11 protein-coding genes and 1 pseudogene are annotated in these 13,211 nt (G+C 68.6%); 6 read left to right on the plus strand and 6 right to left on the minus strand.

The window, feature by feature from the left end; genetic code table 11:
* Window positions 1-11 precede the first annotated feature (11 nt).
* Window positions 12-467: an azurin gene (azu, locus tag AOZ49_RS04260; RefSeq protein WP_054430502.1), complete on the plus strand. Its 456-nt coding sequence runs from the start codon at window positions 12-14 to the stop codon at window positions 465-467.
* A 4-nt stretch (window positions 468-471) separates the two neighbouring features.
* The gene (locus tag AOZ49_RS04265) at window positions 472-1,284 is read left to right on the plus strand and encodes an ABC transporter ATP-binding protein (RefSeq protein WP_054474442.1); all 813 of its coding nucleotides are present in this window, start codon (window positions 472-474) and stop codon (window positions 1,282-1,284) included.
* On the opposite strand, the gene ilvA is transcribed toward AOZ49_RS04265, so the two are convergent.
* The 3 genes and pseudogenes from ilvA to AOZ49_RS33320 all read right to left on the minus strand — a co-directional run.
* Window positions 1,281-2,867, minus strand: coding sequence for a threonine ammonia-lyase, biosynthetic (ilvA, locus tag AOZ49_RS04270; RefSeq protein ID WP_082380311.1), 1,587 nt, complete (start codon window positions 2,865-2,867; stop codon window positions 1,281-1,283). The two genes, AOZ49_RS04265 and ilvA, sit on opposite strands and share 4 nt — an antisense overlap.
* A 278-nt stretch (window positions 2,868-3,145) precedes the next feature.
* Complete coding sequence (locus AOZ49_RS04275) at window positions 3,146-4,294, minus strand: winged helix family transcriptional regulator (RefSeq protein WP_231690239.1); 1,149 nt, start codon at window positions 4,292-4,294, stop codon at window positions 3,146-3,148.
* Between the two features lie 154 nt (window positions 4,295-4,448).
* Window positions 4,449-4,673: pseudogene (locus tag AOZ49_RS33320) on the minus strand (winged helix-turn-helix domain-containing protein); the annotation flags it as partial.
* A gap of 442 nt (window positions 4,674-5,115) precedes the next feature.
* Between AOZ49_RS33320 and AOZ49_RS04280 the strand changes: the two are divergent.
* Entirely contained in the window at window positions 5,116-7,344 is a 2,229-nt protein-coding gene (locus tag AOZ49_RS04280) for an NADP-dependent isocitrate dehydrogenase (protein WP_054430505.1), read from the plus strand.
* A gap of 102 nt (window positions 7,345-7,446) precedes the next feature.
* Here AOZ49_RS04280 and AOZ49_RS04285 read toward each other — a convergent pair whose 3' ends face one another.
* The 3 genes from AOZ49_RS04285 to AOZ49_RS04295 all read right to left on the minus strand — a co-directional run bounded on the left by AOZ49_RS04285 (window position 7,447) and on the right by AOZ49_RS04295 (window position 9,634).
* A complete protein-coding gene (locus tag AOZ49_RS04285) occupies window positions 7,447-8,088 on the minus strand; it encodes a VTT domain-containing protein (RefSeq protein ID WP_054430506.1) in 642 nt (213 codons plus the stop codon).
* 140 nt (window positions 8,089-8,228) lie between these two features.
* Entirely contained in the window at window positions 8,229-9,029 is an 801-nt protein-coding gene (gene fetB, locus AOZ49_RS04290; protein WP_054430507.1) for an ABC transporter permease, read from the minus strand.
* Window positions 9,020-9,634, minus strand: coding sequence for an ABC transporter ATP-binding protein (locus AOZ49_RS04295; protein ID WP_231690240.1), 615 nt, complete (start codon window positions 9,632-9,634; stop codon window positions 9,020-9,022). The genes fetB and AOZ49_RS04295 overlap by 10 nt, the downstream gene beginning before the upstream one ends.
* A 365-nt stretch (window positions 9,635-9,999) precedes the next feature.
* Here AOZ49_RS04295 and AOZ49_RS04300 point away from each other — a divergent pair, with 365 nt between their 5' ends.
* The 3 genes from AOZ49_RS04300 to AOZ49_RS04310 all read left to right on the plus strand — a co-directional run.
* Entirely contained in the window at window positions 10,000-11,400 is a 1,401-nt protein-coding gene (locus AOZ49_RS04300; RefSeq protein WP_054474443.1) for a lysine N(6)-hydroxylase/L-ornithine N(5)-oxygenase family protein, read from the plus strand.
* A 24-nt stretch (window positions 11,401-11,424) separates the two neighbouring features.
* Complete coding sequence (locus tag AOZ49_RS04305) at window positions 11,425-12,030, plus strand: GNAT family N-acetyltransferase (RefSeq protein WP_054474444.1); 606 nt, start codon at window positions 11,425-11,427, stop codon at window positions 12,028-12,030.
* Window positions 12,027-13,211, plus strand: a 1,185-nt coding sequence (locus AOZ49_RS04310) for an IucA/IucC family protein (RefSeq protein WP_369815769.1), incomplete at its 3' end; no start/stop codon positions are given. The genes AOZ49_RS04305 and AOZ49_RS04310, both read left to right, overlap by 4 nt.

Below are 13,211 nucleotides of genomic sequence, written 5' to 3' on the forward strand. Positions count from 1 at the left end.
GACGCCTCCCCATGCAATACCGTTACCCGCTCGCCCTCGTCGCCCTGCTGGCCACCGGCGCCGCCCACGCCGCCGATCCCGCCTGCAGCATCGACGTCGAAGGCCAGCCCGGCAAGAAGTTCGCGCCCAACCACATCGTGGTGCCCGCGACCTGCAAGGACTTCACGGTGCGCCTCATCCACACCGGCAAGAACAGCAAGGAAAAGGCCGGCCACAACTGGGTGCTGACCAAGACCGAGGACATCGACGCGGTCATGGTCGACGGCATCAAGGCCGGCGCGGCGCACGACTTCCTGGCGCCCGGCGACGGCCGCATCCTGGCCAAGACGCCGATGCTCGGCGGCGGCGAAACCGCCACCGTCACGTTCCCGGTCAGCCGCCTGGCCGCCGGCCAGTCGTACACCTTCTATTGCTCGTTCCCGGCCCACGCCCAGCACATGCGCGGCACGCTGGCGCTGCAGCCCTGACGCCATGGCCTCGCTGGAGATCCGCTCGCTGACCGCCGGCTACGGCAACCGCCCGGTGCTGCGCGGCCTGCGGGCGGCGCCGCTGCCCGAAGGCACGCTGACGGCCCTGCTGGGACCGAACGGCAGCGGCAAATCGACGCTGCTCAAGACGCTGGCGGGGCTCAATCCCATGCTGGGCGGCGACCTGCGGCTGGACGGCGCGGATTTCGCCGGCCTCTCTCCGGCCCGCCGCGCCGAGCACGCCATGTACATGCCCCAGGCCCTGCCCAAGGGCGTGCACATGACCGTGCTGGAGTCGGTGCTGGTGGCGGCCCGCTCGGGCCGCGCGCGCCAGGGCGGCGACGCCTTGATGCGCGAGGCCATGCAGGTGCTGGCCGAACTGGGCATCGGCCATCTCGCCAGCCGCTACCTCGACGAGCTGTCCGGCGGCCAGAAGCAGCTGGCCTCGCTGGCGCAGGCGCTGGTGCGGCGGCCGCGCCTGCTGCTGCTGGACGAGCCGCTGTCGGCGCTGGACCTGAACTACCAGTTCCATGTCATGGACGTGCTGCGGCGCCAGACCGTCCGCCACCGGCTCATCACGCTGGTGGTGCTGCACGACCTGAACATCGCGCTGCGCCACGCCGACCATGCGCTGCTGCTGCACGGCGGCGTCCTGCTGGCCGAAGGCCCGCCGCGGCACGTGGTCACGCCCGATACGCTGCGCCGCGCCTATGGCGTGCTGGCGCGCGTGGAGCGCTGCCCGCAAGGCCAGCCCCAGGTGCATGTGGACGGGTTGGCCCATCATGAGCTGGCCCATCAGGGGTTGGCCGCCGCCTAGATCAGAAACTGCCGGTACGCCTCGTTCGCCGTCTCTTCCCAATGCGCGTAGCCCAGCTGCGCCAGGAAGCGGTCCAGCGCCGCGTCGTCCGCCAGCGGCGCCTGGATGCCCACCAGCACCGAGCTGAAGTCCGCGCCCTGGTTGCGGTAGTGGAACAGGCTGATGTTCCAGTTCGGCGCCATCGCCGACAGGAACTTCATCAGCGCGCCCGGACGCTCCGGGAACTCGAAGCGGAACAGCCGTTCGCCGCCCGCCAGCGGCGAGCGTCCGCCCACCATGTAGCGGATGTGCTGCTTGGAGACTTCGTTGTGGCTCAGGTCGCTGACCGCGAAGCCTTCCTGCTCCAGGCCGCGCATGATGTCCGCGCCCTCGCCGCGGCGCGCGATCTGCACGCTGACGAAAATGCGGGCGGTGTTGGCGTCGGCGATGCGGTAGTTGAACTCGGTCACGCTGCGCGCGCCCATCACGGCGCAGAAGCGGCGGAAGCTGCCGCGTTCCTCGGGCAGCGTCACGGCGAACACGGCTTCGCGCGCCTCGCCCACCTCGGCCCGGTCCGCCACGAAGCGCATGCGGTCGAAATTCATGTTGGCGCCCGAGGTGATCGCCACCAGCGACTGGCCCTGCGCGCCTTCGCGCTCGACGTACTGCTTGAGCCCGGCCAGCGCCAGCGCGCCCGCCGGTTCCAGCACGCTGCGGGTGTCCAGGAACACGTCCTTGATCGCCGCGCAGACCGCGTCGGTATCCACCAGGATGACCTCGTCCAGATACTGGCGGCACAGGCGGAAGGTCTCCTCGCCCACCAGCTTGACCGCCGTGCCGTCCGAGAACAGCCCGACCTCGGCCAGGCTGACCCGCTCGCCCACCTGGATCGACTGCGCCATGGCGCTGGAATCGACCGTCTGCACCCCGATCACCTTGACCGACGGATCCACCGCCTTCATGTACACCGACACCCCCGCCGCCAAGCTGCCGCCGCCGATCGGCACGAACACCGCGTCCAGCCGCCCCGGGTGCTGGCGCAGGATCTCCATGCCCACCGTGCCCTGGCCGGCGATGACGTAGGGATCGTCGAACGCCGGGATGAAGGTCAGGTCCTGGTCGCGGGCCAGCGTCTGCGCGTAGGCATAGGCATCGCTGTAGGAATCGCCCGCCAGCACCACCTGCACCGTCGGGCCGCCGAAGGCGCGCACCGCGTCCACCTTCACCTGCGGCGCGGTCTGCGGCACCACGATGGTGGCCCGCACGCCGAGCCGGGCGGCGGAGATCGCCACGCCCTGGGCGTGGTTGCCGGCCGAGGCCGTGATGACGCCGCGTTCCAGCGCCGCCTGCGGCGTGTTGCGCATCTTGTTGTAGGCGCCGCGCACCTTGAACGAGAACACCGGCTGGTTGTCCTCGCGCTTGAGGTGCACGCGGTTGCCCAGGCGGCGCGACAGGCCCTGGGCCAGGTCCAGTTCGGTCTCGCGGGCGATGTCATAGACCCGCGCCGTCAGGATCTGGCGCAGGTATTCCATGGGCGCGGCATGGCCCGGAGTGAAGGGGTCGGTCTCGGACGTCTTGGCGGTGGCGGCTTGCGGTTGTTGCATGAAAACTCTCTGCGGCGTGGGGGCTGGGCCCGGCAGAGGCGGCAACAAAAAACCCGCCTCGTGGGGCGGGTTTGTTTGACTGACTGCGGTCGCGCGTTAACCCACCATTCCAGGAATGATGGTAATAATCAGCGAAATGCGGACGGCGCGGGAAGTCATGGGCCGTAGCTTCCCGCATGCGCGGCCGTTTGTCAAATCGGCCTTTCCGGCGCGCTTGCGGCCGGCCTGCACGGATGCGGGCTTGGGAGGTGCCCGCACAGGGCGCCTGCACCGGGGGCCTACAGATAGGCGCCCACCTGCGGCGGCAAGTCATCGATCGGCCGGTGCTTCGCCAGCTGCGCCAGCACGCCGCGGAACATGTTCTTCCTGCCGGCCGCGTCCGGCACCCGCCGCACGAACAGGTATTCGAAGTGCGCCAGCAGCCGGCGCAGCAGGCCCGCGTCCAGCGTCAGCAGGATCTGGCGCAGGTCGTCCGGCAGCACCTCGTCGGGCGAGGACAGGAACAGCCCCATCTGCGCCCGCGTCAGGGGCTTGGTCCGGTACAGCGTCTCGCAGGCCGTCAGGCAGGCCTGGCGGTCGTCCAGCGCCAGCAGCGTGGTGCACTTGAGCACCATCAGGAACACCTGGAACTCCGAGCCGGCCTCGGCCAGCTCGATGCCCTGGTCGAAGTAATCGATGGCCTCCCGCAGGCGCCCGCGGTTCAGCCGCAGCTGGCCCAGCACCGCGAAGGCCGACGCGAACGCGGTGCTGCGGGCGAAGGCCTCCTCGGCCAGCGCCTCGGCCAGTTCCAGATGCCCGTGGCTGACGAAGCACAGCAGCTTGGCGGCCGCCAGCGCCAGCATCGGGTTGTCGCGCACGTGCGGCAGCGCCTGGAACACCAGCGCCTCGATCTGCGGCTCCAGCGCGGCCGGATCGGCCGACAGGTCCAGCACCAGCCGGGAATACAGGTGCGAAGCCCACATCAGCGCCGTCTGCGGATCCTCGGGCTGCTCGGCGCGCAGCTTGCTGAGCTCGGCCTCCGATTCGAGCCAGCTCTGCGGAGTGCGCGACAGGAGCACGGCGGCGCGATGCAGGCGCAGCTCGATCGGTTCGTCGGTGGGGCCGGCCACGCCGCCCCGGGCGCGCGCCAGGTTGCGCCAGATCTCGCTCTTGATGGCGGCGGCGAACGTCGCGGCGGCGGTGCGGCCGACCTCGGCCTCGTCGGTCGGCGCGATGGTCCAGCGCTCGGCGCGCAGCGCGGCGCCGCTGGCGGCTTCGCGCAGCACCACGGCGCAATGCACCCCGGCGTCGTCCTGGCGCAGCCCGACCTCGACACGGAACGGCGCGCCGGCTTCGTTGGCGGCCGCCAGCGACAACAGGCTGACGCCGCGCTCGCTCGGCAGCCGCGCCCGCAGGGCGCCGGCCAGATCGGTCAGGAAGGCCCGCACGCGCGGCTCGGCGCGCAGGGCCTCGGGGGCCGGCCGCCGGGCCGATGGCGACGTAGACGTCGCCGCCCGGCCCCGCCTCGCGCGCGGCGACCCAGCTGTAGCCCTCGCCATAGCTGGTGGCGATGAAGCGCGGCGCGCGGGCCGAATCGCCAAGCTTGCCGCGCAGGCGGTTGATGAGCAGGTCCACGCTGCGCTCGAGCGCTTCGGCGTCACCGCGCTGGGTCGCGTCCAGCAGGCGCTGGCGCGGCAGGATCTGGCCAACGTGTCCGGTGAGCAGCGACAGGGCCGCGCTCTCGACCGGCGTGAAATGGATCGTCTTGCCATCGGTACGGCTGGCGTAGCGAAACTTCGGATCGAACAACAGATTGCCAAACCGCATGCATCCCTCCACGCCGGGGCTGTACAACGCCCATCGTCATCCGGCGCCCCGCGCTTTCCCGCCCGCCAGGCGGCGCGGGAAGTTGCCGAATATTAGCCAATACTTGCAGGCCGATACCAGCAGGTTGCGCCGATTTGGCGCCATTCCTGGGGGAAAAATCCGGTTTTTCGGCGCCAAACGCACGGCCCGCGGACGATTGGCGCCCATTTCCGCGCCCGCCAGGCGGGCCACAGTATTACAATGTTCGGTTCGTGGCACTCGCACTTTCCAGGCGGTCGGGCAATTGGACCAGCAATAAAGGACGGGCGGCGCCATGTTGAGCCGATCGGGGCCTGGCCCGGGTCTGCCCATACGAACCCACTCTCGACAACATCTACCGGCTGACGCCGCATAGCATGTTCGGGTTTGCGCCTAGCGCCACCGCCGAACAGATTCAAGGATCATGTCTCTTACTCCGAAGATTATCTATACCCTCACCGACGAAGCTCCGGCGCTTGCAACCCGTTCCCTGCTGCCGATCGTCCAGACCTTCGCGAAGTCCGCTGGCATCACGGTCGAGACCCGCGACATCTCCCTGGCGGGCCGCATCATCGCCCTGTTCCCCGACTACCTGGATGACAGCCAGAAGCTGGGCGACGCCCTGGCCGAGCTGGGCGCCCTGGCGGTGCAACCCGAAGCCAACATCATCAAGCTGCCGAACATCAGCGCCTCGATGCCGCAGCTGAAGGCCGCCATCAAGGAACTGCAGGAACAAGGCTACAAGCTGCCCGACTACCCGGACGCCCCGGCCAACGACACCGAGCGCGACGTCAAGGCGCGCTACGACAAGGTCAAGGGCAGCGCCGTCAACCCCGTGCTGCGCGAAGGCAACTCCGACCGCCGCGCCCCGCTGTCGGTCAAGAACTACGCCCGCAAGCACCCGCACAAGATGGGCGCCTGGACGGCTGACTCCAAGTCGCACGTGGCGCACATGGACAGCGGCGACTTCTACGGCACCGAAAAGTCGGCCCTGATCGCCGACGCCGGCGACGTCAAGATCGAACTGACCGCCGCCGATGGCGCCAAGACCGTCCTGAAGGAAAAGACCCCGGTCAAGGCCGGCGAGATCATCGACGCCGCCGTGCTGTCGACCGCCAAGCTCAAGACCTTCCTGCAGGCCCAGATCGACGACGCGCGCGCCCAGGGCGTGCTGTTCTCGGTGCACCTGAAGGCCACCATGATGAAGGTCTCCGACCCCGTCATCTTCGGCCACGTGGTGTCCGTGTTCTACAAGGACGTGCTGGCCAAGCACGCCGCCGTCCTCAAGCAGGCCGGCTTCGATCCCAACAACGGCATCGGCGACCTGTACGCCAAGATCCAGTCGCTGCCCGCCGACCAGCAGGCCGCGATCACCGCCGACATCGACGCCGCCTACAAGACGCTGCCGCAGCTGGCCATGGTGAACTCCGACAAGGGCATCACCAACCTGCACGTGCCGAGCGACGTCATCGTCGACGCCTCCATGCCCGCCATGATCCGCGACTCGGGCAAGATGTGGAACGCCGAAGGCAAGCTGCAGGACGCCAAGGCCGTCATCCCCGATCGTTGCTACGCCGGCGTCTACCAGGCCGTCATCGACGACTGCAAGCAGCACGGCGCCTTCAATCCGGTCACGATGGGCAGCGTGCCCAACGTCGGCCTGATGGCCCAGGCCGCCGAGGAATACGGCTCGCACAACAAGACCTTCGTCATCCCCGCCGCCGGCACCGTGCGCGTCACCGACGCCTCGGGCAAGGTGCTGCTGGAGCAGGCCGTCGAGGCCGGCGACCTCTGGCGCATGTGCCAGACCAAGGACGCCGCGATCCAGGACTGGGTCAAGCTGGCCGTCACCCGCGCCCGCGTCAGCCAGACGCCGGCCGTGTTCTGGCTCGACGAAAAGCGCGCCCACGACGCCCAGGTCATCGCCAAGGTCAAGCAGTACCTGAACGACCACGACACCAACGGCCTGGATCTGCGCATCCTGCCCCCGGTCGAGGCCACCAAGTTCTCGCTCAAGCGCATCCGCGAAGGCCTGGACACCATCTCGGTGACCGGCAACGTGCTGCGTGACTACCTGACCGACCTGTTCCCCATCATGGAACTGGGCACCAGCGCCAAGATGCTGTCGATCGTGCCGCTGGTCGCCGGTGGCGGCCTGTTCGAAACCGGCGCCGGCGGTTCGGCGCCCAAGCACGTGCAGCAGTTCCTGGAAGAAGGCTTCCTGCGCTGGGACTCGCTGGGCGAGTTCATGGCCCTGGCCGCTTCGCTGGATCACCTGGGCCGCGCCTACGACAACGCCCGCGCCCTGGTGCTGGGCAAGACGCTGGACCTGGCCACCGCCAAGTTCCTGGACGAAAACAAGTCGCCCGACCGCAAGGTCGGCGGCCTGGACAACCGCGGCAGCCACTTCTACCTGGCGACGTACTGGGCCCAGGCCCTGGCCGAGCAGACCGACGACCGCGCGCTCGCCGCGCTGTTCGCCCCGGCCGCGGCCGCCTTCGTCCAAGGCGAAGCCAAGATCCTGGAAGAGCTCAAGGCCGCCCAGGGCAAGCCGGTCGACATCGGCGGCTACTACCAGCCGAACGAAGACAAGGCCAGCCGCGCCATGCGCCCCAGCGCCACGCTGAACCAGGTGCTGGCCAACATCGGCTAAGCCCCCCCGCCCCGGGCCGCCTGGCCCGGTGGCGCAAAAAAGCCGGCGGTTCCGCAAGGAACCGCCGGCTTTTTCTTTGGCCCGCGTTTTATGCCGGGCCGCTCAGGCCTGCGACACCCTGCGCGCCCGGCGGATCTGCAGCCACTGCAGCGCCACCGGAATCAGCGACAGGCCGATGATGATGACCGACACCCAGTGCAGATTGGCGCGCACCCAGGCGATCGAGCCGAGCCAGTAGCCCGCCAGCAGCATCGAGCCGCACCAGAGGATGGCGCCGACCACGTTGTAGATGAAGAAGGTGCGGCGCGGCATCTGCGACAGCCCGGCCACGAACGGCGCCAGCGTGCGCACGATCGGCACGAAGCGCGCCACCGTGATGGTCATGGCGCCATAGCGGGCGAAATAGTCGCGCGCGCGCTCCAGGTGGTCCGGCTTGACCCAGCGGCTGTGCGCCAGTTTTTGCCCCCAGCGCGACGAAGCGATGGCGTAATTGAGCGCGTCGCCAGCGATGGCGGCAAAGGTGATCGCCGCCAATGAAATCATGGGATCGATGCCGGCCAGGCCCAGGAAGGCGCCGGCGGCGAACAGCAGCGAGTCGCCCGGCAGGAACGGCATCACCACCAGTCCGGTCTCGATGAACACGATGGCGGCGATGATGCAGGTGCCCAGCACCCAGTTCTGCGCCAGCAGCGCCATCAGGCCCTGCTCGCTGGTCAGCCACGAGAACAGCTCGGTAATACTCATGCGGATCCGGTCCTTGTTGCGGCGGCCGGCGCGGCCGGCCTGCGTATGAAAACGCCGAGTATGCCGCGGGCCCCGTCGATATTTCATCAAATTTTGCCGCTTCGGCCGCGCTGGCGCCGGCCCGCGGACGCGCGCGCCGGCTAGCGCTCGGACAGCAGCCGGTCCAGCCGCAGGCGGCCGCGCTCGTCGGTGAGCCGCCGCATGGCGCCGTAGGCCGCGCCCATGGCGGCCATGCCGCTGGCGCCGCACAGCAGGAACATCAGCAGGATCTGGTACTTGGCCGCGTCGATCGGATCCATGCCGGCGATGATCTGGCCGGTCATGATGCCGGGCAGCGTGATGATGCCGGCCGCCGACATCTGGTTGATGCTGGGCACGATGCCGCGCCGCACCGATTCGCGCAGCAGCGAGGCGAAGGCCTGGTGCGCGGTGGCGCCCAGCGACAGGCGCGCCTCGATCGCGAGCCGGTCGCGCCGCACCCCCGACAGCACGCCGTCCAGCGCCAGGCTGGCCGCGTTCAGCACGCTGCCCAGCACGATGCCGACCAACGCGATGGTATAGCGCGGGTCGTACCAGGGCTCGGGCCGCAACGCCGTGCTGAGGATGAACAGCGCGGTCACCACCGTGGTGGCCACCACCGCCATCGCGCCCACCTGGCCGTTGCCACGGCGCGCCAGCCGGGCCTTGGGCCGGGCCGCGACCTCGCGCGCCGCCAGTGCCATCATCACGGCGACCACCAGCGCGGTCAGCCACGGCGCCGCGTGCGCGAACACGATGCGCAGGATGTGGCCGACCAGCAGCAGCTGCACCACGGTGCGCAATGCCGCCCACAGCACCTGGCGCTGCAGGTTCAGCCGCAGCGCGAATGAGATGCCGGCCGACAGCAGCACCAGCAGCGAGGCGATGACCAGGTCCAGCGCCTGCAGTTTGATCACGTCCATTGCGGCTCCAGCCTGCCCTGCTCCATGCGCCAGCCGCGCCGCGCCATGCGCCGCGCCTGCTCGGGATTGTGCGTCACCATCAGGATGGCGGCGCCGCCGTCGAGGTAGCGACGCAGCTCGGTCTCGACCCGCGCGGTGGCCTCGGGATCGAGCGCCGCGGTGGGTTCGTCCAGCAGCAGGGCCCGCGGCGCCAGCGCCAGGGCGCGCGCCAAGGCGGCGCGCTGGCGCTCGCCGGTGGAGAGCTCCTGCACCAGCGCGTCCATTTTCCCGGGCGCCAGGCCCAGCCGCTGGAACAGCTCGGCCGCGCGGGCCGCATCGGTGTAATGCGGCGCGACGTGGTCATCCCACCAGCCGGCCTCGGCCTGACAGTAGATCACCTGGCGGCGCCATGCATGGCCGCGCATGCCCGAGCGCGGCGCGCTGTCCAGTTCGACTTCGCCATGGCCGGGATCCAGGTCGGCTACCTGGCGCAACAGCAGGGATTTGCCCGAGCCCGAGGGGCCGGTGATGGCGGCGCACTCGCCCGCCGCGAGATCGAGGCTGACGGGCGACAGGCGTTCGCTGTAGACGCCGCGCAGCCTGAGCACAGGAGGTTTATCTGACATGGCGGCAAGCATAACCCGCCGGCATGGCGCGGGCAGGCGCGCCGCATGAGCTTATGCGCGGCGGCCATGTCCCTATGCGCTTCGCCACCCTGCATATGGTCGCCGCCTGCTTGGCTTTGGCAACGCATCACGCCAAAAAACCATTTGCTAGAGTGTCTATATTGCAAATGAAAATCATACCTACTCAGATGTTTGATTCGTGCAATACCGGCGCTGGAAATCCTTTGTTGATGCGGTGGACGGATGGGCAGGCCCGCTCGTCGTGTCCCGTGCCGCCTGATTAGGCGCCACGGCCGGCCCTGTCCCGCGGCGCCCCGACCGGGCGCCGCCTGTGAAACGCAGACTCAGCAAAAGGCGTCAGCATCATGAACCGTGAAATCTATGACTTCGTCGCGATCGGCCTAGGCCCCTTCAACCTCAGCCTTGCCTGCCTGTCGGCCCCGCTGCCTGGCGTGCGCGCCCTGTTCCTGGACAAGAAGCCCGGCTTCGACTGGCATCCCGGCATGCTGATCGAGGCGTCCACGCTGCAGAATCCGTTCCTCGCGGACCTGGTCAGCCTGGCCGATCCGCGCAGCGAATACAGCTACCTGAACTACTGCAAACAGACCGGCCGCATCTACTCGTACTACATGCGCGAGAACCACTACCTGACGCGCGCCGAATACAACCGCTATTGCAAATGGGTCGCCGCGCGCCTGCCCAACCTGCGCTTCAACAGCGACGTGCAGAGCGTGCTGCACGATCCCGAGAGCGACACCTACCTGGTCACCGGCCAGCACAGCATCAATGGCGAGCGCTTCATGGTCCGCTGCCGCAAGCTGGTGCTGGGCCTGGGCTCGCAACCGGTGCTGCCGGCCTGCTGCGACCGGCGCGAGGCGCCCTATGTGCACAGCGCCGAGTACCTGCGCCACAAGGAGGCGTTGCAGCGCCGGCAGTCGGTCACCATCGTCGGCAGCGGCCAGAGCGCGGCCGAGGTCTTCCACGACCTGCTGCGCGACAGCGACGAGCACGACTACAGCCTCACCTGGATCACGCGCTCGCCGCGCTTTTTCCAGATGGAGAACACCAAGCTCACGCTGGAACTGATTTCGCCGGACTACACCAACTACTTCTACGACCTGCCCGAAGCGCGCCGCCGCCAGATCCTGGCCGAACAGAGCAGCCTGTACAAGGGCATCAACGCCTCGCTCATCAACCAGATCTACGACCTGCTGGACGAGAGGATCCACAACGGCGACCGCCGCTACACGCTGCTCACCAACGCCGAACTGCGCGCCAGCCGCTACGACCGCCACGCTGCACGCTACCACCTGGAGTTCCGCCACGTCGACACCGGCCAGGCGTTCTCGCACGCCGCCGACGGCCTGGTGCTGGCCACCGGCTACACCCGCAGCATCCCCGCGTGCGTCAACCCGATCAACGACCGCATCGCCTGGGCCGAGGACGGCGGCTACCGCATCGCGCGCAACTACACCATCGACCACGGCGGCAACGAGATCTTCGTGCAGAACAGCGGCCTGCTCAGCCATGGCGTGACCAATCCCGACCTGGGTTTCTGCTGCTACCGCAACTCGCAGATCCTGCGCGAGCTGACCGGCCATGAACACTATGCGATCGAGCCGCGCACCGCGCTGCAGGATTTCCGTCCGCCCGCCAGCGGCGTGCTCGGCCATCGCGCGCCGCAGCCGGCGGTGGCGGCGTGCCGCGGCGGCGTGGCGCCGGAACTGATGCCCATGCTGGACGGCCATCGAGCCGCCACGGTCTGACCCGCGACCGCACGAGGAGCCGCCATGATCACCATGACCGCCGCCTTCCTGGGCGAGATCGACCGCCACGCGCGCAACCACTATGACGAGGGCCACGGCCTGGCGCTGCGCCCGCTCGATCCGGCCACCGACGCCGCGCTGCTGCGCCAGTGGTTCGCGATGGACTACGCCCATTTCTGGTCGATGCAGACCTTCACCGACGCGCAGGTGCGCGAGTTCTATGAAGCGCTGGCCGACAGCGGCCACGCCGGCGCCTGGCTCGGCAGCCACGACGGCCGCCCGGCGTTCCTGGTGGAATGCTACGACCCTGCCTACGACCAGGTCGGCGAGCACTATCAGGTGCGGCCCGGCGACCTGGGCATGCACATCTTCATCGGCCCGCCGCGGGTGCGCATCCCGAATTTCAGCCGCAACGTGCTCGCCTTCGTGATGCGCTTCATGTTCGAGCGCCTCCAGGCCCGCCGCGTAGTGGTGGAACCCGACAGCAACAACCGCAAGATCCATGCGCTCAACCTGGCCATGGGTTTTGTCTACGCCGGCCAGGCGCGTTTTCGCGAGAAGACCGCCAGCATCGCCTTCTGCACCCGGCAGCAGTTTGAACAGGCCCAACTCCAGGAGTCATCCCTATGAGCACCCAGCCCCACCCCGCCCAGATCGCCAGCCACCTCGCCCCCGAGGTCTGGGAGAAAGTGAACCGCCTGCTGGTGAAGAAGGCCATCTCGGAATACGCCCATGAATGGTTGCTGGAACCCGAGCGCCTGGGCCCGGCCGAGGCGCCCGGCTTCGACCGCTACCGCCTGGTGCTGGCCGACGGCCACGCCGAATACCGGTTCGACGCGCAGCTGATGGCCATGCGCCACTGGCGCATCCCGCCCGAGTCCATCAGCAAGACCATGGCCGGCACGCCCGCGCCGCTGGACGCGCTGCAGTTCGTCATCGAGATCCGCGACAAGCTCGGCATGCCCGAGGACCGCCTGCCGATCTACCTGGACGAGATCACCAGCACGCTGCACGGCAGCGCCTACAAGCACACCCGCGCCGCGCCCCCGGCCGCCGAGCTGGCGCGGGCCGACTACCAGACCATCGAGACGTCGATGATCGAAGGCCACCCCAGCTTCGTCGCCAACAACGGCCGCCTGGGCTTCGACGCCGAGGACTACCACGCCTACGCGCCGGAATGCGCCAGCCCGATCCGCGTCATGTGGCTGGCGGTGCACAAGGACAACGCCCACTTCGCGTGCCTGTCCACCATGGACTACGACAGCCTGCTGCGCGACGAGCTGGGCGCCGATACCGTCGCCCGCCACACCCAGACGCTGCGCGACCAGGGCCTGGATCCGGCCGACTACTTCCTCATGCCCTCGCATCCGTGGCAATGGTTCAACAAGCTGTCGCTGGCCTTCGCCCCCTATGTGGCCACGCGCAAGATCGTGTGCCTGGGTTATGGCGATGACGACTACCTGGCGCAGCAGTCGATCCGCACCTTCTACAACATCAGCCAGCCCGGCAAGCACTACGTCAAGACCTCGCTGTCGATCCTGAACATGGGCTTCATGCGCGGGCTGTCGCCCTACTACATGTCCGGCACCCCGGCCATCAACGAATACCTGCACGGGCTGATCTCGGCCGATCCGTGGCTGCGCCGGAACGGCTTCACCATCCTGCGCGAAGCGGCCTCGCTGGGATTCCGCAACTACTACTACGAGGCCGCCATCTCGGTCGACACGCCGTACAAGAAGATGTTCTCGGCGCTGTGGCGCGAAAACCCCACCGCGCTGATCGGCGCCAACCAGCGCCTGATGACCACGGCC

It is taken from the genome of Achromobacter sp. 2789STDY5608615 (assembly GCF_001298995.1).
Taxonomy (GTDB): Bacteria; Pseudomonadota; Gammaproteobacteria; order Burkholderiales; family Burkholderiaceae_B; genus Achromobacter; species Achromobacter insuavis.

What these genes read in the sequence shown, in the direction of transcription:
- azu (WP_054430502.1), top strand. Translation starts at nt 12, where the DNA reads ATGCAATACCGTTACCCGCTCGCCCTCGTCGCCCTGCTGGCCACCGGC.
- AOZ49_RS04265 (WP_054474442.1), top strand. Translation starts at nt 472, where the DNA reads ATGGCCTCGCTGGAGATCCGCTCGCTGACCGCCGGCTACGGCAACCGC.
- ilvA (WP_082380311.1), bottom strand. Translation starts at nt 2,867, where the DNA reads ATGCAACAACCGCAAGCCGCCACCGCCAAGACGTCCGAGACCGACCCC.
- AOZ49_RS04280 (WP_054430505.1), top strand. Translation starts at nt 5,116, where the DNA reads ATGTCTCTTACTCCGAAGATTATCTATACCCTCACCGACGAAGCTCCG.
- AOZ49_RS04285 (WP_054430506.1), bottom strand. Translation starts at nt 8,088, where the DNA reads ATGAGTATTACCGAGCTGTTCTCGTGGCTGACCAGCGAGCAGGGCCTG.
- fetB (WP_054430507.1), bottom strand. Translation starts at nt 9,029, where the DNA reads ATGGACGTGATCAAACTGCAGGCGCTGGACCTGGTCATCGCCTCGCTG.
- AOZ49_RS04295 (WP_231690240.1), bottom strand. Translation starts at nt 9,634, where the DNA reads ATGTCAGATAAACCTCCTGTGCTCAGGCTGCGCGGCGTCTACAGCGAA.
- AOZ49_RS04300 (WP_054474443.1), top strand. Translation starts at nt 10,000, where the DNA reads ATGAACCGTGAAATCTATGACTTCGTCGCGATCGGCCTAGGCCCCTTC.
- AOZ49_RS04305 (WP_054474444.1), top strand. Translation starts at nt 11,425, where the DNA reads ATGATCACCATGACCGCCGCCTTCCTGGGCGAGATCGACCGCCACGCG.